Source organism: Beijerinckia sp. L45 (genome assembly GCF_009765775.1).
Lineage (GTDB): Bacteria > Pseudomonadota > Alphaproteobacteria > Rhizobiales > Beijerinckiaceae > RH-AL1.
Genome location: NZ_LMUU01000127.1, coordinates 1 through 20,004, shown reverse-complemented (window position 1 = coordinate 20,004; position 20,004 = coordinate 1). Strand labels below are relative to the sequence as shown.

General features: G+C 66.3%; 18 protein-coding genes. 11 read left to right on the top strand and 7 right to left on the bottom strand.

Translation table 11 applies throughout. The features are described from left to right. Nucleotides 1-1,390, top strand: a 1,390-nt coding sequence (locus GSQ79_RS13510) for an FAD-dependent oxidoreductase (protein WP_158809228.1), incomplete at its 5' end; no start/stop codon positions are given. A 40-nt stretch (nucleotides 1,391-1,430) separates the two neighbouring features. Then, complete coding sequence (locus tag GSQ79_RS13505) at nucleotides 1,431-2,135, top strand: DUF1275 family protein (RefSeq protein ID WP_158809227.1); 705 nt, start codon at nucleotides 1,431-1,433, stop codon at nucleotides 2,133-2,135. A 7-nt stretch (nucleotides 2,136-2,142) separates the two neighbouring features. Here GSQ79_RS13505 and GSQ79_RS13500 read toward each other — a convergent pair whose 3' ends face one another. Genes GSQ79_RS13500 through GSQ79_RS13490 form a run of 3 tightly spaced genes read right to left on the bottom strand, consistent with a single transcriptional unit; the run spans nucleotide 2,143 to nucleotide 4,531 of the window. Next, nucleotides 2,143-2,916, bottom strand: coding sequence for an SDR family oxidoreductase (locus GSQ79_RS13500; protein ID WP_158809226.1), 774 nt, complete (start codon nucleotides 2,914-2,916; stop codon nucleotides 2,143-2,145). 26 nt (nucleotides 2,917-2,942) lie between these two features. Next, nucleotides 2,943-3,887 carry a ring-cleaving dioxygenase gene (locus GSQ79_RS13495; protein WP_158809225.1) on the bottom strand — a complete coding sequence of 315 codons (945 nt, stop codon included), beginning with the start codon at nucleotides 3,885-3,887 and terminating at the stop codon, nucleotides 2,943-2,945. After that, nucleotides 3,884-4,531 carry an alpha/beta hydrolase gene (locus GSQ79_RS13490; protein ID WP_246725322.1) on the bottom strand — a complete coding sequence of 216 codons (648 nt, stop codon included), beginning with the start codon at nucleotides 4,529-4,531 and terminating at the stop codon, nucleotides 3,884-3,886. The genes GSQ79_RS13495 and GSQ79_RS13490 overlap by 4 nt, the downstream gene beginning before the upstream one ends. Before the next feature lie 156 nt (nucleotides 4,532-4,687). Here GSQ79_RS13490 and GSQ79_RS13485 point away from each other — a divergent pair, with 156 nt between their 5' ends. Further along, entirely contained in the window at nucleotides 4,688-5,143 is a 456-nt protein-coding gene (locus GSQ79_RS13485; RefSeq protein ID WP_158809223.1) for a hypothetical protein, read from the top strand. After that, entirely contained in the window at nucleotides 5,140-6,384 is a 1,245-nt protein-coding gene (locus GSQ79_RS13480) for an MFS transporter (protein WP_246725321.1), read from the top strand. The genes GSQ79_RS13485 and GSQ79_RS13480 overlap by 4 nt, the downstream gene beginning before the upstream one ends. Before the next feature lie 5 nt (nucleotides 6,385-6,389). Here the strand turns inward: GSQ79_RS13480 and GSQ79_RS13475 are convergent, their stop codons facing one another. Then, nucleotides 6,390-6,659 (bottom strand): type II toxin-antitoxin system HicB family antitoxin, encoded by a 270-nt coding sequence (locus tag GSQ79_RS13475; protein ID WP_158809222.1) that lies wholly within the window; start codon nucleotides 6,657-6,659, stop codon nucleotides 6,390-6,392. Nucleotides 6,660-6,706: 47 nt separating this feature from the next. Here GSQ79_RS13475 and GSQ79_RS13470 point away from each other — a divergent pair, with 47 nt between their 5' ends. Both GSQ79_RS13470 and putA read left to right on the top strand, forming a co-directional pair. Continuing rightward, the gene (locus GSQ79_RS13470; RefSeq protein WP_158809221.1) at nucleotides 6,707-7,429 is read left to right on the top strand and encodes a haloacid dehalogenase type II; all 723 of its coding nucleotides are present in this window, start codon (nucleotides 6,707-6,709) and stop codon (nucleotides 7,427-7,429) included. Between the two features lie 98 nt (nucleotides 7,430-7,527). Further along, complete coding sequence (putA, locus tag GSQ79_RS13465; RefSeq protein WP_158809220.1) at nucleotides 7,528-10,611, top strand: bifunctional proline dehydrogenase/L-glutamate gamma-semialdehyde dehydrogenase PutA; 3,084 nt, start codon at nucleotides 7,528-7,530, stop codon at nucleotides 10,609-10,611. A gap of 110 nt (nucleotides 10,612-10,721) precedes the next feature. Here putA and GSQ79_RS13460 read toward each other — a convergent pair whose 3' ends face one another. Beyond that, a complete protein-coding gene (locus GSQ79_RS13460) occupies nucleotides 10,722-12,032 on the bottom strand; it encodes a replication-associated recombination protein A (protein WP_158809219.1) in 1,311 nt (436 codons plus the stop codon). A gap of 201 nt (nucleotides 12,033-12,233) precedes the next feature. Here GSQ79_RS13460 and GSQ79_RS13455 point away from each other — a divergent pair, with 201 nt between their 5' ends. From GSQ79_RS13455 to GSQ79_RS13445, 3 genes are all read left to right on the top strand, one after another. Then, on the top strand, nucleotides 12,234-14,126 hold the full coding sequence (locus GSQ79_RS13455; protein ID WP_174243213.1) for a S8 family serine peptidase: 1,893 nt from the start codon (nucleotides 12,234-12,236) through the stop codon (nucleotides 14,124-14,126). Between the two features lie 3 nt (nucleotides 14,127-14,129). Further along, a complete protein-coding gene (locus GSQ79_RS13450) occupies nucleotides 14,130-14,414 on the top strand; it encodes a hypothetical protein (protein WP_158809217.1) in 285 nt (94 codons plus the stop codon). Between the two features lie 154 nt (nucleotides 14,415-14,568). Continuing rightward, nucleotides 14,569-14,748, top strand: a complete 180-nt coding sequence (locus GSQ79_RS13445; protein ID WP_158809216.1) for a hypothetical protein — start codon at nucleotides 14,569-14,571, stop codon at nucleotides 14,746-14,748. Nucleotides 14,749-14,816: 68 nt separating this feature from the next. Here GSQ79_RS13445 and GSQ79_RS13440 read toward each other — a convergent pair whose 3' ends face one another. Next, entirely contained in the window at nucleotides 14,817-16,334 is a 1,518-nt protein-coding gene (locus GSQ79_RS13440) for an aspartate ammonia-lyase (RefSeq protein ID WP_158809215.1), read from the bottom strand. Nucleotides 16,335-16,608: 274 nt separating this feature from the next. Between GSQ79_RS13440 and GSQ79_RS13435 the strand changes: the two genes are divergently transcribed. Next, nucleotides 16,609-17,268 (top strand): ParA family protein, encoded by a 660-nt coding sequence (locus GSQ79_RS13435; protein WP_158809214.1) that lies wholly within the window; start codon nucleotides 16,609-16,611, stop codon nucleotides 17,266-17,268. Nucleotides 17,269-17,468: 200 nt separating this feature from the next. Then, nucleotides 17,469-19,151, top strand: coding sequence for a methyl-accepting chemotaxis protein (locus GSQ79_RS13430; RefSeq protein ID WP_158809213.1), 1,683 nt, complete (start codon nucleotides 17,469-17,471; stop codon nucleotides 19,149-19,151). A 103-nt stretch (nucleotides 19,152-19,254) separates the two neighbouring features. Here GSQ79_RS13430 and GSQ79_RS13425 read toward each other — a convergent pair. Then, a partial coding sequence (locus tag GSQ79_RS13425; RefSeq protein WP_158809212.1) for a PDZ domain-containing protein occupies nucleotides 19,255-20,004 on the bottom strand: 750 nt, incomplete at its 5' end.

Sequence of the window (20,004 nt, the reverse complement as noted above, 5' to 3'; positions counted from 1 at the left end):
CCTGCTCAACAATCGCCAGAGCCTGGTGTCCGCGCGGGCTCTGGCCAACAGTCGCGTCGTCCGCATCCGGCATGCGGATTTTCGCCGGCTGGTGGCGAGCGAGCCGGATATCGGCGAGATCATTCTGCGCGCCTTCATCCTGCGTCGCGTCGGCGTCATCCGCCACGCGCAGGGCGGCGTGGTGCTGGTCGGCCACGGGCACGACGCCGACACGCTGCGCATCCAGCAGTTCATGACCCGAAACGGCTATCCGCATCACGTTTTGGATGTCGACCATCATCCCGATGCCCACGACCTTCTGATCTGCTTCGGCCTCACGCCGGATCAGCTGCCCGTAGTCGTCATGCCGGGCGCGGCGATGCTGCAGAACCCCGGCAACGGCGCGCTGGCCGACGGGCTCGGCATCACCGAAGAACTCGACGCGACGACCGTCTACGATGTCGCGGTGGTCGGCGCGGGGCCGGGCGGCCTGGCGGCGGCGGTCTATGCGGCCTCCGAAGGGCTGCAGACGATCATCATCGAAAGCATGGCGCCGGGCGGCCAGGCCGGCACGTCGTCGCGGATCGAGAATTATCTCGGCTTCCCCACCGGGATTTCCGGCCAGGCGCTGGCCGGCCGCGCCCAGACGCAGGCGCAGAAATTCGGGGCGCGGCTGGCCATTTCGCGCGCGGTGACCGCGCTCGACTGCAGCGACAATCCGTTCAAGCTGATGCTCGACGACGGCCGCAGCGTGTCCGCCCGCGCGGTCGTGGTGGCGACGGGCGCACGCTACCGCAAGCTCGACCTGCCGAACTACGAGACCTTCGAGGGCCAGGGCATCCTCTACGCGGCGACGGCGATGGAGGCGCAGCTGTGCTCGGGCGAAGAGGTCATCGTCGTCGGCGGCGGCAACTCGGCCGGCCAGGCCGCGATCTTTCTCTCGCGCACGGTCAGGCATGTCCACGTCATCGTGCGGCGCGCGGGGTTGGCCGAGACCATGTCGGACTACCTGGTCAGCCGCATCGCGCTGTCGCCGAAGATCACGGTGCATGCGCATACCGAAATCACCGAGCTCGAAGGCGATCGCTACCTGCGCCACGTGACCTGGACCAACCGCCAGACCTGCGCCGCGGAAACGCGGCCGGTCACCAGTGTCTTCGTGATGATCGGCGCCGAGCCCAACACGGAGTGGCTGGGCGGCTGCGTCAGCCTGGATGCCAAGGGTTTCGTCCTGACCGGCCGCAGCGTCGATGCCAGCGCCTCGGGCTCGGCCTACCAAACCAGCCTGCCCGGCCTCTACGCCGTCGGCGACGTCCGCTCCGGCTCGGTGAAGCGGGTGGCCTCGAGCGTCGGCGAAGGCTCGGTGGTGATCCACGCGGTGCATCAGTTTTTGCATCCGACAGGCATGTAGCGGGGGCGCGGAACATACGTATCCTGCGACCCCCAAGGGGATGTTCATTACCACGCCACCTGTAGCGCCGGCACCCTGGAAGCCTGCCCTGCCTGCAGTGCTGAGTCTCACAGCCGGATACGTCGATACCGCCGGGTTTCTCGCACTGCAGGGTCTCTTCACCGCCCACGTCACCGGCAATTTCGTGACGCTGGGCGCAGCTCTCGTTATCGGCGCGACCGGCGCCGTCGCGAAGCTGCTCGCCCTACCGATGTTCTGCGTCGTCATTGTCCTGACGCGGCTTCTCAGCTACCGGCTGCCTTCCCTCGGGCTTCCCGTATTGCGGACGCTGCTGGTGCTGACGCTCGTCCTGTTGATCGTCAGCGCGGCCCTGGCCATCGGTCTGGGCCCGTTTCCCAATGGCGACCACGCGACGGCCTTGATCACCGGCATGACGCTGGTGTCGGCGATGGCGATTCAGAATGCGGTGCATCGCATCCATCTCGCTGCTGCGCCGCCGACCACGCTAATGACCGGCACCACCACGCAGATCATGATCGACGTCGCCGACACGCTGCGCGGCCTTGCACCGGACGCGCGCGCCGCCACGCGAGCGCGGCTGCGGCGGATGGCTATCAGCGTCGTCGCCTTCGCCGCGGGCTGTGCCGCGGCGGCGCTGCTCTACGCGACAATCACCGTTTGGTGTTTTCTGATTCCGCCGGTTCTGGCGGGATATGCGGTTTATCTCGACGCTCCAGAGCGATGAGGGCGGCCTACACCACCACCGGATATTGCGCGCCATCCATGGTGATCGTGATGCCGGTCAGATAGCGCGCCTTGTCCGAGGCGAGGAACAGGGCCAGGTCGGCGACCTCCTCAGGCTGGGCAAAGCGCCCCATCGGAATTTTCTGCACGCTGCGGGCGATCGCCTCGTCCACCGTGATGCCGGCGAGCCGCGCGTCCGCCGTCATGCCCTCCGTCACCCGCCCGGTTTCCGTCAGGCCGGGACTGATGCCCACGACCCGCACGCCCGACGCCGCATAGGCGTTGCCGAGGCCGGCTGTCGCCAGCATCAGCGCCGCGTTGGCCGAGCCGCCGGCCAGATGGACGGGGCTGGCGACCTTGCCGCCCGAGCCGATGATGGTGACGATGACACCCGACTTGCGCGCGGCCATCAGCTTCACCACCGGATCGACGACATTGATCGTCGAGAAGAATTTGGCATCCATCGCGTCGCGCCAATGCGCCGGCGTCAGGTCGGCCGGCGGCGAGCGTTTGGCCGCTCCGGCCGAATTCACCAGCACGTCGATCGGGCCGACATCGTGCTCGACCCAGTCGACGAGCGCCGCCGCGGCCCCTTCGTCCGACACGTCGGCGGAAAACCCCATCGCCCCGGGCAAGTCTTCGAGCGCCGCATCGATGTTGTCCAGCGAGCGCGAGCTGATCACCACGCGCGCGCCTTCAGCCAAGAAGTGCTTGGCGCAGGCGAAGCCGATGCCCTTCGACCCGCCTGTCACGAGAACAATCTTGCCCTTGAAGTCGTCCATGTGTGCTCCCGTGCCTCACAACCTGCTCAGATCGGCTTGAGGCCCGCTTCAATCTCACGCCGCTTGCTTTCGAGGAAGGGCGGCAGCGCTAGTTTTTCGCCGAGCGTCGCCATGTCTTCGTCGGCGGCAAAACCCGGCCCGTCCGTCGCGATCTCGAACAGGATGCCGTTCGGCTCGCGGAAATACAGGCTCTGGAAATAGTAACGGTCGACGGGGCCGCTGGATGGCACCCGGAACTGCTTCAGCCGCGCCGCCCAATGATCGTAGTCGGCATCGGGAATGCGGAAGGCGACGTGATGCACGCCGCCCGCGCCCTGCTCGCCGATCGGCAGGCCCGGCTCGACCGCGACATGCAGCTCCGCCGCCGGACCGCCTGCCCCCATCTCGTAGACGTAGGTGGTCGTCTTTTCGTGACCCGGCGTCGGGTACTCGCGCACGGCTTCCATTCCCATCAGCGTCGTCAGCACCTGATCCGTCGGCTTGCGATCGGGCACGCTGATCATGATCGGGCCGAGGCCGCGGATCTGATGGTCTGCCGGCACCGGGCTTTTGACCCAGGTATGCGCCTCGCCGGCGCCGCCGTCGTCGATCAGCGACAGGCGTTGGCCTTCGAAATCCTCGAAATCGAGCACCAGCCGGCCGTCGCGCGTGACGATCGGGCCATGGGCAACACCAAGCTCATCGAACCGCGCCAGCCACCACGCCAGCGTCGCTTCGCCGGCGACGCGCAGGTGCGTGCGGCAGATGCTGTGGGTGCCGCGCCGCTCGCGGCCGACCGGCCAGTCGAAGAAGGTGATGTCGCTGCCCGGTGAGGCCAGGCCGTCCGCGTAGAACAGGTGATAGGCGCTGACGTCGTCCTGGTTGACGGTTCGCTTGACGAGTCGCATGCCGAGCGTCTGCGTGTAGAACTTGTGGTTGCGCGCCGCGTCGGCGGTCACCGCGGTCAGATGATGGATGCCTTCCAGTTTCATGATGTGCTGCCTTCGATTGGCGCATAGGCGCGCCGGTTGATCCAGGTTTTCGCGATGTCGACGTCGGCCTGCGAAAGGCCGTGGCCGGCCGGCAGGATTTTGTGGTCGACCGTCGCACCGGCGCGGTTCAGATCGCCAGCAAGCCGCGCGGCATTGTCGGCCGGGATGATCGGATCCTGCGTGCCGGTGAGCAGCAGGACGCCCTTGCCCGCCAGGTCGACGGGCGGCATCACGCTCAGCGGCACCATCGCCCGCAGCAGCACCGCCCCGGCGAGCGCGTCCGGCCGCAGGGCGAGAACCGCGGCGGCGATATTGGCGCCGTTGGAGAAGCCCACCGCGACAGGCGCAGCCAGTCCATGGAGGGCCTGCGCCTCGGCGACGAAGTCGGCCAGTTCGTTGGCGCGGCGGATGACGTCGGCTTCGTCAAAGATGCCTTCCGCGAGACGGCGGAAGAAGCGCGGCATGCCGCCCTCCAAAATCTTGCCGCGCGGGGAGAGCAGCGCCGATCCCGGCGCGATCAGGCGCCCGAGATCGAGAAGATCGTTTTCATCGCCCCCGGTGCCGTGAAGCAGCAGCAGGGGCGGCGCGGCGGGGTCGTGCCCCGGCTCGAACCGGTAGATGAAGGAAAGCTCAGGCTTGCTCATGCTTGCTCCTCTCGAAGCGGCGCCTTGGTCGTCCATGGCGCTAATCTTTAGGGTATTGATACGTCCCTGCGGTGACTGGCAGGTAGGACCTATCCGGCATCGGCTCAAGCGCGCATTGAGCAACGCACCGTTTCGCAAAGACGCTCTGGAGGACGTTTGGACCCCACCAGCCAGGACGCCGCCGCGCGCGACCACCGTCCAGTGTTCATCGACAGCTGCGCGGTGAATCGCTTCGCGCTCGTGAACATCGATCCGACGAAAGACCTGGCAGGCTCCGCCTTTGCTGTCGCGTATACGCCGGGCCTCAGGACAGAATACCGAGGGGCCCTCGCCCACCGCTATGTCGAGCCGCATATCAAGGCGCTGCTGGCAAAATTTTTGGAGAAAGGCGTGCTGCACGGTGCCGAAATGCCCACCGAGAACGCCGACCTGCATCTGGTACTGCTGTCGCAAACGGAGATCGTCATCACGATGGACCGCAGGCCGCCGTGGAACCGGGCGCAGAGCAACCCGGGCCTGATCTTTTGGCCCGACATCGAGGATGCCTTGCGCGAGCACCAAAGCCTTCTTCCGATTTTGCTGGCGCACGCCGCCGCGATGGCCGGCCGTTGACGATCGAGAGCCCGGATCGGTCCGCCGCGGAACGCACCGCATGGGGCGGGCCGCTGGCGATGCTCGGACTGATCGGCGCGGCGCTGATTTTCTCGATGACCACTTGGTTCTCCGCCACCGCGATTCTGCCCGAGCTTGCGCAAGCTTTCGGCCTGAGCGCTGCCGGCGCGTCCTGGCTGACCAATGCGGTGCAGATCGGCTTCGTGGTCGGCGCGCTGTCCCTCAGCATTTCCGGGCTCGTCGACGCGCTGCCCACGCGCGCCCTGATGGCGACGTCCGCGTTGCTCGCGGCGGCATCCAACGTCGTGATCCTCTGGGTGCCGGACGCGGTCTGGCTGCTCGCGGCGCGCTTCGCCACCGGCATAGCGTTGGCCGGCGTCTATCCGCCCGCCCTCAAGCTGATCGCGACATGGTTCGTCCGTGGCCGCGGCCTGGCGATGGGCGCGGCGGTGGGGGCCCTGACGCTCGGCTCGTCGGCGCCCTATCTGCTCCGCACCATCGGCGCGCATGTGGATTGGCACGCGGTGGTGGCGGTGTCGTCGGGCCTGGCGCTGCTCGGCGCCCTGATCCTCGTCTTCGCCGCGGATGGCCCCTACGCGGCATCGCGCCCAAAACCCGACCTCCGCCGCATCGGGATCGTCCTGCGCGATCCCGGGCTCGCCCTCGCCAACCTCGGCTACTTCGGCCACATGTGGGAACTCTACGCGATGTGGGGCTGGTTTCTGGCCTACGCGTCCGACGCGGCTCGGGTCGCATCGCAGCCACCGCCGCTGTCCGCGCCGTTGCTCACCTTCCTCGTCATTGCCGTCGGCGCCGCCGGCTGCCTCGGTGGCGGGATCTTGGCGGACCGCCTCGGGCGCACCGCGACGACAGCCCTGATGATGGCGCTCTCCGGCAGCTGCGCGGTGGCGATCGGCTTCGCCTTCGATGGCCCGTCCTGGCTGTTCATCGCCATCGCGCTGGTCTGGGGCTTTTCCGTCATCGCCGATTCCGCGCAGTTTTCCGCGATGGTCAGCGAACTTGCAGACGCCCAGTCGGTCGGTGCGGCACTGGCGCTGCAGGTCGCCGTCGGCTTCGCCCTGACCGTCGTCTCGATCCGCGTGACGCCGCTCTTGGCCGGCGCGATCGGCTGGCGCTGGACATTTATCATGCTCGCGCCGGGGCCGTTTGTCGGCGCGGCGGCGATGCTCGCGCTGCGACGGCTGCCGCGGGCGGAGACGATTGCAAACGGGCGGCGGTGAAGCGATTATACCACCTTCGGAATCGTCGTGACCGTCGCACCTTCGCTCAACGCCTTGATGACCTCTGCATTCTCGCGCAGAGCTTCGAGCCGGCTCGGCCCTGGAACTGGCATGCCTCGTTCCTCGACCATGGCGACCCAGATCCGCAGCACGGTCGCCGCGTTGCCAATCGCATCATCGATCGTGTCGCCCATGGCCGTGCAGCCCGGCAGATCGGGGAAAACAACTCCGTAGCCACCGGCCTCGCCATCGATTAGCGCCATATAGCGGTCCATGAGTACGACTCCGCGCGTTGCCATCCATCACCGTTCATGGAGACTGAATGCCGTTCGATCCCAAAACCATCCGCGCCCTGGCCTTCGACATCCAGGGCACGGCGGTCGATTTTTATTCCCCGGTGCTGCGCATGGGCGCTGCGGTCAACGCGACCAAGAATCTCTCCATCGATTGGGCAGCGATGTCGAAGACCTGGCGGGCACTCTACCGCGAAGGCATGGACAAGGTGATCGCCGGCGCCCGACCGTGGCTGCCGGTCGAGCAGATCTATCGCGAGGCGCTGGACCTTCTGCTGGACGGGCTCGGCCTCGCTGAGGCGTTCACGCCAGCCGAGCGCGACGCGATGAACGCGGTCTGGACGAAGCTCGACGCTTGGGCCGACAGTGCCGAAGGCCTGGCACGGCTGCGCAAGGCTTATACGCTCACCACCCTGTCCAACGCCGGCATGCCGGCGCTGATCTCGGTGGTCAAACACGCTGGCCTGACCTTCGACTGCGTGCTCTCCGCCGATCTCGCCCGCAGCTACAAGCCGGCCCCCGCCGTCTACCAGCTCGCCGTCGATTGCCTCGGGGTGGCGCCGTCCGAAATCCTCATGGTGGCGAGCCACAAATATGATTTGGTCGCAGCGCGAGCCTTCGGCATGCGCACCGCCTTCGTCGCGCGCCCGCTGGAGTTCGGCCCCGACGAACGGCCGGATCTCGGCCCCGACCCGACCTTCGACATCAACGCCAAGGATTTTGGCGACCTGGCCGATCAATTGGGAGCCTGACCCACGAAGGTCTCATCGACGGGCCGGGCACCGTTCGTTGTTACAACGCGTGCTCGGCGGATAGTCTGCGACGGACCCGCTATCTCCTGGACACGCCGATGCCCATGACCCTCCCGATCTTCACGGCCCCCTATGCGCCCGACGACGCGGCGCTGCTGCCTATCCTTCTCGACCACGCCGCCCTCGCCCTCGACGCCGAAACGCGGATCGACGCCCTCGCCACCGACCTCATCGGCGCGATCCGCGCGGACACCGGCGGCTTCGGCGGCGTCGAGGCGATGCTGCGGGAATATGCGCTGTCGACGAAGGAAGGCCTCGCGCTGATGGTTCTGGCCGAGGCGCTGCTCCGCGTGCCGGACGCCGCCACCGCCGACCGCCTCATTGAGGACAAGCTGGGGCAAGGCGGGTTCGGCACCCACACCAACCGCTCGGATACGCTGGTCATCAACGCCTCGACCTGGGCGCTCGGTCTCTCCGCGCGCATCGTCAAGCCGGGCGAAACGCCGGACGGCATTCTGGCGGGGCTGGCGCGACGCATCGGCGTTCCCTCCGTCCGCCAGGCGGCCCGCCAGGCGATGCGATTGATGGGCAATCACTTCGTTCTGGGCGAAACGATCGCGGCGGCGCTGAAGCGGGCCGGCAGCGGCCAGGGGCGGCTTTACCGCTATTCCTACGACATGCTCGGCGAAGGGGCGCGCACCGCCGAGGATGCCGCCGCCCACCGTGCCTCCTATGCCGCCGCCATCGACTCCATCGGCCGCAGCGCCGGCAACCAGCCTCTGCCCGACCGGCCGGGCATTTCGGTCAAACTCTCGGCACTGCACCCGCGCTACGAGGCGGTGAGCCGCGCGCGCGTGATGGCCGAACTGGTGCCTATCGTACTCGACCTCGCGCAGCGCGCCAAAACCTTCGACCTGAATTTCACGATCGACGCGGAAGAGGCCGACCGGCTGGAACTGTCGCTCGACGTGGTCGCCGCCGTTTTGGCCGATCCCTCGCTCGCCGGCTGGGACGGGTTCGGGCTGGCAATCCAGGCCTACCAAAAGCGCTGTCTCGCCGTCATTGACCACGTCGCGGCGCTGGCGAAGAAACTCGATCGCCGGCTGATGGTGCGGCTGGTGAAGGGCGCCTATTGGGACACCGAGGTGAAGCGGGCACAGGAGCGCGGCCTGGCCGACTATCCCGTCTTCACCCGCAAAAGCATGACCGATCTCAGTTACCTCGCCGCGGCGGAGCGGCTGCTCGCGCACCGGCCGCGGTTGTTTCCGCAATTCGCCACGCACAATGCCCTGAGCGTCGCCAGCATCGTTACGCGCGCCGGTCCCGGCGGGGGCTACGAGTTCCAGCGGCTCCACGGCATGGGCGACGCGCTGTACGCGCGGCTGCTCGCCAGCGTACCCGGCGCGGCGTGCCGGACCTACGCGCCCGTCGGCGGCCACCGCGACCTGCTCGCCTACCTCGTGCGCCGGCTGCTCGAGAACGGCGCCAATTCGTCGTTCGTGTCGCAGGCCGCGGATCCCGCAACCCCCGTCGCGACGCTGCTCCGGCGCCCGGCCGATATCCTCGGCGGCAACCCCCGCCACCCCCATCTTCGTCTGCCGCGCGCGATGTTCGCACCGGCGCGGATCAACGCCACCGGCCTCGAGTTCGGCGCGCGAAACATGCTCGAAGAGCTTTTGGACGAAGTGGCGCGTGCCGGCGGTCCGGCGCAGGCGGCATCGCTCATCGATGGCGTGCCGGCGCCCGGGCTTTTACGCGCCGTGGTCAGCCCGATCGATGCCAAAACCATTGCCGGCACCGCCGTCGAGGCGAGCGAAGCGATCGCCGAGGCAGCGATGCAAGCCGCGTCGCGCGGCGCCCGCGCCTGGGCCGCGATGCCTGCCGAGACCCGCGCCGCCGCCCTCGAAAAAGCCGCCGACTTGATGGAGGCCTCGCGCGGCCGCTTGATCCACCTGCTGCAGGTCGAAGCCGGTAAGACGCTGGACGACGCGCTGGCCGAACTGCGCGAGGCGGTCGACTTTTGCCGGTACTATGCCGCGCAGGGGCGCCGGCTGTTCGCCGCGCCCATGCCGCTGCCGGGCCCGACCGGCGAGAGCAACCGGCTCGTGCTGCGCGGCCGCGGCGTCTTCGTCGCGATCGCGCCGTGGAACTTTCCACTGGCCATTTTCATCGGCCAGGTCGCGGCGGCACTGATGGCGGGCAATGCGGTAGTGGCAAAACCTGCCGAGCAGACGCCGCTCATCGCCGCCGAGGCGGTGCGCCTGCTCCACGCCGCCGGCATCCCCGTCACAACGCTGCAGCTGGTGCTTGGCGACGGGGCGATCGGCGTGCGGCTTGTCGCGCATCCCAATGTCGCCGGCGTCGTCTTCACGGGGTCCACGGTAGTGGCGCAAAACATCAACCGCGCGCTGGCGGCCAAGGACGGCCCGATCGTGCCGCTCATCGCCGAGACCGGCGGCATCAATGCGATGCTGGTCGACGCCACCGCCCTGCCAGAGCAGGTCGCCGACGATGTCGTGACCTCCGCCTTCCGCTCCGCCGGCCAGCGCTGTTCCGCGCTGCGCCTGCTGTTGGTGCAGGATGATGTCGCGGACAAAATCATCGCGATGATCGCCGGCGCCGCGCGCGAGCTGCGCCTTGGCGATCCGCGCGATCCCGCAGTGCATATCGGCCCGGTGATCGACGCTGAGGCGAAGCACCGGCTCGATGCCTATGGCGCCGCGGCGCGGGCCGACGCCAAGGTGCACCTCATCGGCGACGCGCCGACCGACGGATACTTCGTCGCCCCGCAGATCTACGAGATCGCCGACGCCACCGCCCTCACCGACGAAGTTTTTGGCCCGATCCTCCACGTCGCCCGCTACAAGGCCCAGGAGCTGGACCGCGTCCTCGACCAGCTCGACGCCTCCGGCTACGGCCTGACATTGGGGGTGCATTCGCGGATCGATGCGACGGTGGCGCGCATCGCGGCGCGGCTGAAGACCGGCAACGTCTATGTCAATCGTAATATGATCGGCGCCGTCGTCGGGGTGCAGCCGTTCGGCGGCTGCGGTCTTTCCGGCACCGGCCCGAAAGCCGGCGGCCCGCACTATCTCGTGCGCTTCGCCAGCGAGCAGACGATCACCATCAACACCGCGTCGGCCGGCGGCGACGCGGCGCTGATCGCGATGGAGGAGACTTAGAGCATTTTCCACAAAAGTTGCAGACTTTTGTGATTGAGAAAATGCTCTAACTCCTTAAAAAGAGAGCGATTTCTTATCGCTTTGGTGATTCCACCAAAGCGGAAAGCGCTCTAGACCTCGTCCTCGCGTTCCAGCCGCAGCTCGGCCCAGCGCGTCATCCGCCTGCCGATCTCGCGTTCGAACCCACGCTCGGTCGGCGTGTAGACCTCCTGTCGGCCCAGACGCTCGGGCCAGTAATTCTGGCCGGAAAAGGCGTTGGGCTCGTCATGGTCGTAGGCATAGTCCGCGCCGTAGCCCTCGCTCTTCATGAATTTGGTGCTGCCGTTCAGGATCACCTTCGGCGGCATCAAGGAGCCATGCTCCTTGGCGAGGCGCATCGCGGCCTTGTAGGCGACATAGGCAGCGTTGGATTTGGGGGCGGTCGCGACGTAAATGACCGCCTGTGCAATCGCGAGCTCCCCTTCGGGTGAGCCCAAAAAATCGTAGGCATCCTTGGCGGCGTTGGCGACGACCAGCGCCTGGGGATCGGCGAGGCCGATATCTTCCACCGCCATGCGCACCACGCGCCGCGCGATGAACAGCGGGTTTTCGCCACCGTCGAACATCCGCGCGAGATAGTATAGCGCCGCATCGGGATCTGAGCCGCGAACGGACTTGTGCAGCGCGCTGATGAGGTTGTAGTGCCCCTCCTGCCCCTTGTCGTAGATCGGGGCGCGGCGCTGCACCAATGTGCTCAGGCGTTCTGTGTCGAGCACGATGCCGGGCTTCGCCGCGCGCCAGATCTCTTCCGCCAGGGTCAGCACCGCGCGGCCGTCACCATCGGCCATGCGCGTCAGGGCGGCGCGGGCGTCGGCATCGAGCGGTAGCGGTCGCGCCTCGATGGCCTCGGCGCGCACCAGCAGTTTTTCGATCGCCTCGGCATCCAGCGACTTGAAGGTCAGCACGCGGGCGCGGGACAGCAGCGCCGAGTTCAGCTCGAAGCTCGGGTTTTCCGTGGTGGCGCCGATCAACGTAATCGTGCCGTCTTCCATGACCGGCAGAAAGCCGTCCTGCTGGGCGCGGTTGAAGCGGTGGATTTCGTCGACGAAGAGCAGCGTGCCCTGCCCCATCGTCCGGCGCTTGCGCGCCTCCTCGAACACCTTTTTCAGGTCGGCGACGCCGGAAAAAATCGCGGAGATCTGGACGAAGGCAAGTTTGGTCTCGCCGGCCAGCAACCGCGCCACCGTGGTCTTGCCGGTGCCGGGCGGCCCCCAAAACACCAGCGAGCCGATCGCGCCGCTGGCGACGAGGCGCGACAGCGCGCCCTCCGGCCCGATGAGATGATCCTGCCCCGCCACCTCGTCGAGGCGGCGCGGGCGCAGGCGGTCGGCGAGGGGGCGTGGCGCTTCAGCTTCGAGGCCGGCGGCGGAGAAGAGGCTCATGACAGGAGATGTGGGCCGGATTGACGGGAAAATCCAGCGGCGCGTGAGCCCAACATCCACCGCACCCATCCATTGGCGAATACAATTATAGGTTGCAAATACAACCGTGGGATGATCTTCTTTCCCAGCGCCCTTTGACGCAATCGTTTCTCTCTTCCGTGACATCGCATGTCCGCATCACGTCGTCCCATCATCGACCCGATGCCCCCGCCCGGTACCTTGGGCGACGCGCGGATCTGCGTCGCGATCCTGGATGGCCCGGTCGACCTGCGCCACGCCTGTTTCGCTGGCGCATCGATCAAACGCATTGCGTCGCTTGCCACGCAGCGGCCGGGACGCGGGGTCGCAACTTGTCACGGAACCCATGTCGCGAGTGTGCTGTTCGGGCAACCCGGCACCGTCGTGGAGGGCCTGGCGCCGGGTTGTCGCGGCCTTGTCATCCCCGTGTTCGCCGACGCTCCCACCGGCCTCACCTGTTCGCAACTCGATCTCGCCCGCGCCATCCTGTTGGCGGTCGAGAACGGCGCGCATGTCATCAACCTGAGCGGCGGTCAGCTCTCGCCCTCGGGCATGGCGACGCCGATCCTGGAGCAGGCGATCGAACGGTGCCGCGTTCAGAACGTGCTCATCGTGGCGGCTGCAGGCAACGACGGTTGCGACTGCCTCCATGTTCCGGCCGCCGCGGCATCGGTTCTCGCCGTCGGCGCGATGGATGGCGACGGCGCGCCACTGCCGTCGAGCAATTGGGGCCACCTTTACGCGAGCAACGGCGTGCTCGCGCCAGGGGCCGAAATCCCCGGCGCGAGGCTGGAGGGCGGCGTCAGCCGGTTCAGCGGGACGAGTTTCGCGACCCCTATCGTGACGGCGATGGCGGCATTGCTTCTGAGCGCACAGCTCCGCGCCGGCCTGCCGCCTGATCCCCATGCCGTCCGCGCCCGGCTGCTCGCGATGGCCGCACCGTGCTTACCCGACGACATCGCCGACTGCCGCCGCGTTCTCGGCGGCCGTCTCCCTTTTCGCCTGCCTCAAACAAGGAGCCCTTTGATGTCAGATCTAGAAACAAGCCTGCTGTCCGACCAAACGGCCGGCGATCCGCCGCTGCCTTTTTCACCGGCGGCGACAAGCATTGAACGCGGCGTGGCGCCATCGGGGCTTGCCGCATCGGCGGCTCCGCAGGCACGCGCACCCCGGACGCCGGCCGGACTCGCACCGTCGGGTTGCGGCTGTGGCGGCGCCGGCGGCGACGCGCCCGCCGAAAGCGATTGCGGCTGTGGGTGCGGCGGGCACGACGGCCCGCCCACACTTGTCTATGCGCTCGGTACCATTGGGATCGATTTCGGGACCGAGGCGCGGCGCGACTCCTTCACCCAGGCGATGGACGATGGGACCAACCCCGGCGACATGGTGGCCCTGCTCGCCCATATTGCACAGAACCCGTTCGAGGCGCCGTCCCTGATCTGGACGCTCAACCTCGATGCCACGCCGATCTATGCGATCGAACCCGCCGGCGCCTATGCCGCTCTGGGGTATGAGCGCCTCCGAGATTTTCTTCATGGTCAGATCGGCCAGGGCGTCGAAATGGTGTCCGTTCCCGGCGTCATCGCGGGCAAGGTGCGGCTGCAATCCGGCCAGGTCGTTCCCGTCATCGCGCCGTCGATCCGCGGCATGTATTCCTGGGCGTCGAGCGCGCTGGTCAAAGCCACCATGGGTCCGGAACCGAGCAGCGAAACCGGAATCGCGGATTACGAGCGCAGGAGCGCCGGCCTCACCGACTTCCTCAGCCGGATCTATTACGACCTGCGCAACCTCGGGATTACCGCCGAGGAGCGGGCGCTCAATTATTCCGCGACGAACGCCTTCCAGGTCGCCGACGTCATCCGCGCGACGACGATCGGCGATCTCGATCTCGATACGATCACCGTCAAACCAAGCCCCGTGTGCCGTCCCGACTCCGCCTGCTACGACGTCGAGCTGGCCTTCTACAATCCTGACAACACGAACGTCGCCAGCCGGATTTATCGGTTCACCGTCGACGTCAGCGACGTCAATCCGGTGACGATCGGGGCCGTGCGAAACTGGACGAGGCGAGGCTAGGCCATGAAGCGACCGCGGGACCAGAGGGCCGTCAAGCCGCCTAAGAGCGCGCCTGCGACACCGGCCGGCGCGCTGGGTGACGGCATGGACCATCCAACGACAGGCGGTGCCCTGCGGGATCTCCCGATGCGCATTCCGATTGTCGCCAAACCGATCCGACGGCCGATCGGCCGCGACCATGTCCAAGGCGTGTTCGCGGTGCTGACGTCCTCCGGCGCGAGCGGGATCATGGCCGCCGCCATGACACGGGTGGCTGCCGCGGTGGTCCTCCGGGGCCACCGGTCATGATGCTTTCAGCAAAGCTTCGCTCGACCACCATCGAGCTTGGCATCGGCCGCACCAAAGCGTGCGATCGACTCCGCTGCGGGAGCGGAGAGCGGACGCGGTCCGCGACATCGACTTGATCAGGCATCCCGAACCGGATCGATCACAGGAGACCAGGATGAATCTTCCCAGACAGAACCGGCCGGTGTCGCGTCATGTGAGCAACCGACCGATCCAGAACGCGACCACGATGTCCGGTGGCGGCATCGCCTGCACGCTTTGCAATATGGCGTGTGATCACCTGTCGGGCATGGCAAAGACCCTCTGCCAGCTGGCGTGTCAGAACACGGTCTGCTGATCAGCCTCAAAACAGACCCGCCGCGTTTGCCCAACGCGGCGGGACGTCTTGCAACGCGTCGTGTCAATTCAAGCCAGCTTCACCGCCGCCGGCCCCACCGTCCGCGACGGCCGCGTCATCGCCTCGAGCCGCAACAAGTCGTCGAGTTGGACCTGCGTCAACAGCCCCTCCTCCAGCACGATGTCGGCGACGCGGCGCTTTTCCACCAACGCCCGTTTGGCGACGCGTGACGACGTCTCGTAGCCGAGCGTCGGCCCCAGCGCCGTCACCAGACCGATACTGTCCTGCACCAGCGCCAGGCAGCGCTCGCGGTCGGCCTCGATGCCGAGCACACAGCGGTTGGTCAGGGTGTCGATCGCGGCGGTGAGGTGGCGCAGCGAGGACAGCACACAATAGCCGATCGTCGGCTCGAAGGCGTTGAGCTGCAGCTGTCCGCCTTCCGCGCACATGGCGACGGTGAGGTCGTGGCCGATGACGAGGTAGCAGACCTGGTTGACCACCTCGGGAATGACGGGGTTCACCTTGCCCGGCATGATCGACGAGCCGGCCTGCACCGCCGGCAGGATAATCTCGCCAAAACCCGCGCGCGGCCCGCTCGACAACAGGCGCAGGTCGTTGGCGATCTTGGACAGTTTGATCGCCACCCGCTTCAGCACGCCGGAAAACAGCACGAAGGCGCCCATGTCGGAGGTCGCCTCGATGAGGTTGCTCGCCGAAACCAGCGGCTGCCCGGAGGAGCGGCCGAGTTCCTCGACAGCCAGCGCGGCATAGCGCGGATCGGAGTTGATACCGGTGCCTATCGCCGTCGCCCCGAGGTTCATTTCACGGAACAGAGCGGCGCTTTCGCGGATGCGCGCGACGTCTTCCTTCAGCGTGGCATAGAAAGCGTCGAACTCCTGGCCGAGCGTCATCGGCACGGCGTCCTGCAACTGCGTGCGGCCGATCTTCAGAACGTCGGCGAATTCGACGGCCTTGGTCTTGAAGGCGTAAGCCAGCTCGTCGAGCGCTTTGACGAGCGGCTGCGCCGCAAAAATAATCGCGAGACGCAGCGCCGTCGGATAGGCGTCGTTGGTCGATTGCGCCATGTTGACGTCGTCGTTGGGATGCAGCGCGGCATAGTCGCCCTTGGGGCGTCCCATGATCTCAAGCGCGACGTTGGCGACGACTTCGTTGGCATTCATGTTGGTCGAGGTACCGGCGCCCCCTTGCACGGCGTCGACAACGAACTGCTGGTGATAGGTGCGATCCTCGGCGATGCGATCGCAGGCCGCGTCGATCGCCGCCGCCTTGTCAGGCGAGAGGTAGCCGAGCCGGCGGTTGGCGCGGGCGGCCGCCTGCTTCACCAGAACGAGGGCGCGGACGAAATCCGGGAAATGGCCGACGGGCACGCCGGTGATCGGAAAGTTTTCGACGGCGCGCAGCGTGTGGATGCCCCAGTAGACGTCGGCGGGGACATCGGCCTCGCCCAGCATGTCGTGCTCGCGGCGGACGGTGCTCGGCGTCAGCTCGATCGAGCGCACCGTCGCAGTCTCCAGCACCGGCACCGATGGTCTGGCACTCTCGGTCTTGCCATTGTTCTTGGCCATGGCGTTGGTCCTCCCGGGATTGTGGCCGCCCGCTCCCGTCACGGTGGCGAGACAAGCGAGCGATGTCCATCCTGGACGATCGGGTCGCAAGACATGGGCCGCCCGACCTATGACTATGCAAGCTCCCGGCAAGGATAAGAGCTTAGGATGGCTACGGTTGAAACACCTTAACGCCTGTCGGCCTTCGTGTATCATCGAGCGCAAGCACCGAATCAAACAGCGCCGTTGATCAGACTCTTAATTTCTAGGCGCCCTTGCGGACGGAGACTCTGGAATGCGTACGGTTGCGATGGTGACGCAAAAAGGTGGATCCGGAAAAAGCACGCTTTCGGCGTGTCTAGCCGTCGCGGCGCAGGAAGCCGGCGAGCGTGTTTTTCTGATCGACATGGACCCGCAGAAATCGCTGACCAAGTGGTGCCATCGGCGCGCCGACAAAAACCTTCCCGTCGAATCCGTCTCCGCGGGCAAATTGCCCGATGCCCTGGCCGCGCTCGAAAAGAGCAAGGTGACATTGGTGATCATTGACACCCCCGCCACGGAAACGCCGGCGTCGGACGCCGCGATGAAGGCGGCAGACCTTTGCCTGATCCCGGCGCGCCCGACGATCTTCGATATTTGGGCGAGCGAAGCGACGCGCGGCAAGCTGAAGACCATGGGCAAGGAATTCGCCTTTTTGCTCAACCAGTGCCCGGCGATGCAGGAAAGCCAGCGCGTGACCGACGGCGCCGCGGCGCTCGAAAGCATGGGCGGCTTGCTGCGGCCTTTGATCGCCTCCCGCGTCGCCTACCAAGAGGCCGCGCGCGAAGGCCGCGGCACGACGGAGATCGATCCGGACGGCAAGGCTGCGGAAGAAACGCGCATGCTTTGGGCGTCGCTCAAGCGCCGGCTCGCCAAGGTCAAGAGCGGCGACAAGGTCGGCAAGCGCGCCGCATAGCGCCGATTCATGGTCGTCGCTCGAAATAACCAGGCATATTCATGCAATGGCGCGGCGAGCTTGTTCCTGGAATTAACGCCCCGGTTGTGGTTCAAACCGTTTGGCCCGCGGCCTTTTCATGGCACTGTCATATTGAGTTAACTCGCCTAGAAACATTAGCTTATACAAGCTGACCGGAGATAAACCCGGATGTTTCCTAGATGCGTATCGATATCGGTCACAAGCTTGGTGCGGTGATCCTCCTCCTCGCCTTGCTCGCCGCCGGCCTATCCGCCTTTGCCCTCATCGAAGCGAACCGCGAACAGGGCCGGTTCGACCAGATGGAAACCATCGCCAATCTCGGTGTTCAGGCGCACACGCTGGTCGAACTCGTGCAGCGCGTCGTCATCGATGCCGATGTCGTCACGTTGGCGACCGACAAGCAGGAAGCTCAGGCAAAACTGGTCGCGCTGAAAGACTCGCTTCGTGAGCTCGATACCGCCGAACAGCCGTTCTTCACCGCAATCGGTACACGGCTGCCGCTCGACCGTCAGACAGCGCTGAAACTACGTCTCTCGGAGTTCGAAGCCTATCAAACCGATACCGCGACGCTCGGGCTCACCGTGTCTCCGCAAGCCGCGCAGATCCAGGCTTCCGACCCCGCGACCGTCGCCAATCGCGAGAAAATGGTTCGCGACTTCAACACGATCAGCAGATCCCTGTTCGACATGGCGGCCGTCGAGCGTGTCGCTGTTCTCGACCTGCGCCGGCAGGCGAAGTTTCTTCTGATCGCCGTGCCTTGCATCACAATCCTGTTCGGTTTCCTCGCCTCCGTATGGCTGGTCAGAAGCCAGATCCAGACGCCGCTCGTGCGCCTGCGCCGCAGCATGCACGCCCTGGCGAAAGGCGCACTCGACGTCGCGATCCCCTATGTTCGAAAGCAGGACGAGATCGGCGACATGGCGAATTCCATCGAGGTCTTCCAACGCGCTCTGGTGTCCAACCGCCAGGCCGACGAACTCATGCGCACGCGCGCCCTCGATGACGTGCAACGCGCCGACACCATTGTGCAGTCGACGCAGCGGTTCGAATCGATCGCCGTCGGGCTGATGGAAGAGCTTTCGTCGTCCGTCACCGCGATGGATGCCGCGGCCAGCGCCGTGGCCGCAGCATCCGGGCATACCCAGGACGAGGCTTCGATCGTCTGGCGTGCAGCTGAGGGCGCAACCAAGATTCTTGTGTCGGTATCGCAAGCTGCCGATGAGCTTTCGCGTTCGGCGTCGGTGATTTCGGACAACATGCGGACCACGAAAGACGTCGCCTCGACCGCACTGGAAGAAGCGACCACGACGAAAGCAAAAGTCGCGACGCTCGTGGAGGCGGCGCAAAAGATCGGCGGCGCCGCCAGCCTCATCGACGAAATCGCGCGCCAGACCAACCTGCTGGCGTTGAACGCCACCATCGAGGCGGCGCGTGCGGGCGACGCCGGGCGCGGGTTTGCCGTGGTTGCCGGCGAGGTGAAGTTTCTGGCCAAACGAACGGCCGAGGCGACCGCCATCATCGCCGAGCATATCCAGATGATTCAGGACATCACGACCCGAACCGCCCAGGGCATCACGATGATCAAGGACACGCTCGACCGGATGAACGCGATCTCCGCGGACGTCGCCAATGCCATGCTGGAGCAAGGCCATTCCAGCGAGCAGATCGCCATCGCGCTCGCCGAGGCGACGGATCAGGCGCGGATCGTGTCGAAGAGCATCGGCGAGGTCCAGGGTGCCGCGATCGCCAACGGCGAACGCGCCCTTGAGCTGAAGACCAAGGCCATCGGCCATAGCCAACAGGCGACGACCTTGAGCGGCTTCATCACCAACTTCGTCGGCGACATGCGACGGGTCGCTTAGAGCGCTTTCCGCTCTGGTGGGATCACCAAAGCGATCAGAAATCGCTCTCTTCTCAAAAAGTTAGAGCCTTTCCCCCAAAGCGGAAAGCGCGCTAAGCGCTCGCTTAACCGCCGAGGACGGTGGTGACGACCTCGCCGCCGCGACCGATCGTCAGCTTCCAGTAATAGTGCCGTCCGCCTGTCGCCTCCTGAAGGTCCTTTGTGTTCGCGATCGGCTTCTCGTTGACCGAGAGCAGCACGTCGCCCTTCTTGAAGTTGACGGTCGCGGCATTGGAATCGGGAGCGACGTCGAGAATGACGACACCTTCCTTGTTGTCTTCGATGGACAATTCTTCCGCCACTGCCGGCGACAGGTTGACCGCGGTGATCCCGGCGAACGGCGTGTTGCCGACGAGCTTGATCGGCTCGCGTGCCGGAATCGTCGGAGCGGGTTTCAGTTTGAGGCTCGTCTGAACCACTTTTCCGTCGCGGCGCAGGGTCAGTTGCGCGGCGCCGCCGAGCGACTTCGTCGCCAATCGGAAGCCGAACCCTTCGGGATTGTCCACCGGCTTGTCGTCGATCGCGGTGATCACGTCGCCGCGCTTGATCCCCGCCTCGGCCGCCGGGCCCTTGTCGTTCAACTCGGTGATCAGCACGCCGGACGGCCGGCTCATCCCCAGCGACTCCGCGATATCCGTGGTGACGCCCTGAAGGCTGGCGCCGAGCCAGGGCCGGCGCACCTGCTTCTCCCCGCTTTTGGCGGCCGCAACGACGATCTTGACCATGTTGACGGGAATCGCGAACCCGATCCCGACCGATCCACCGGACTGCGAGAAGATCGCCGAGTTGATGCCGACAAGTCGCGCCCGCATATC

Coding starts and splice junctions, on each gene's coding strand:
- GSQ79_RS13460 (WP_158809219.1), bottom strand. CDS start 12,032: ATGAGCCTCTTCTCCGCCGCCGGCCTCGAAGCTGAAGCGCCACGCCCC.
- GSQ79_RS13505 (WP_158809227.1), top strand. CDS start 1,431: ATGTTCATTACCACGCCACCTGTAGCGCCGGCACCCTGGAAGCCTGCC.
- GSQ79_RS13445 (WP_158809216.1), top strand. CDS start 14,569: ATGAATCTTCCCAGACAGAACCGGCCGGTGTCGCGTCATGTGAGCAAC.
- GSQ79_RS13470 (WP_158809221.1), top strand. CDS start 6,707: ATGCCGTTCGATCCCAAAACCATCCGCGCCCTGGCCTTCGACATCCAG.
- GSQ79_RS13430 (WP_158809213.1), top strand. CDS start 17,469: ATGCGTATCGATATCGGTCACAAGCTTGGTGCGGTGATCCTCCTCCTC.
- GSQ79_RS13450 (WP_158809217.1), top strand. CDS start 14,130: ATGAAGCGACCGCGGGACCAGAGGGCCGTCAAGCCGCCTAAGAGCGCG.
- GSQ79_RS13440 (WP_158809215.1), bottom strand. CDS start 16,334: ATGGCCAAGAACAATGGCAAGACCGAGAGTGCCAGACCATCGGTGCCG.
- GSQ79_RS13495 (WP_158809225.1), bottom strand. CDS start 3,887: ATGAAACTGGAAGGCATCCATCATCTGACCGCGGTGACCGCCGACGCG.
- GSQ79_RS13435 (WP_158809214.1), top strand. CDS start 16,609: ATGCGTACGGTTGCGATGGTGACGCAAAAAGGTGGATCCGGAAAAAGC.
- GSQ79_RS13490 (WP_246725322.1), bottom strand. CDS start 4,531: ATGAGCAAGCCTGAGCTTTCCTTCATCTACCGGTTCGAGCCGGGGCAC.
- GSQ79_RS13500 (WP_158809226.1), bottom strand. CDS start 2,916: ATGGACGACTTCAAGGGCAAGATTGTTCTCGTGACAGGCGGGTCGAAG.
- GSQ79_RS13475 (WP_158809222.1), bottom strand. CDS start 6,659: ATGGACCGCTATATGGCGCTAATCGATGGCGAGGCCGGTGGCTACGGA.
- putA (WP_158809220.1), top strand. CDS start 7,528: ATGCCCATGACCCTCCCGATCTTCACGGCCCCCTATGCGCCCGACGAC.
- GSQ79_RS13455 (WP_174243213.1), top strand. CDS start 12,234: ATGCCCCCGCCCGGTACCTTGGGCGACGCGCGGATCTGCGTCGCGATC.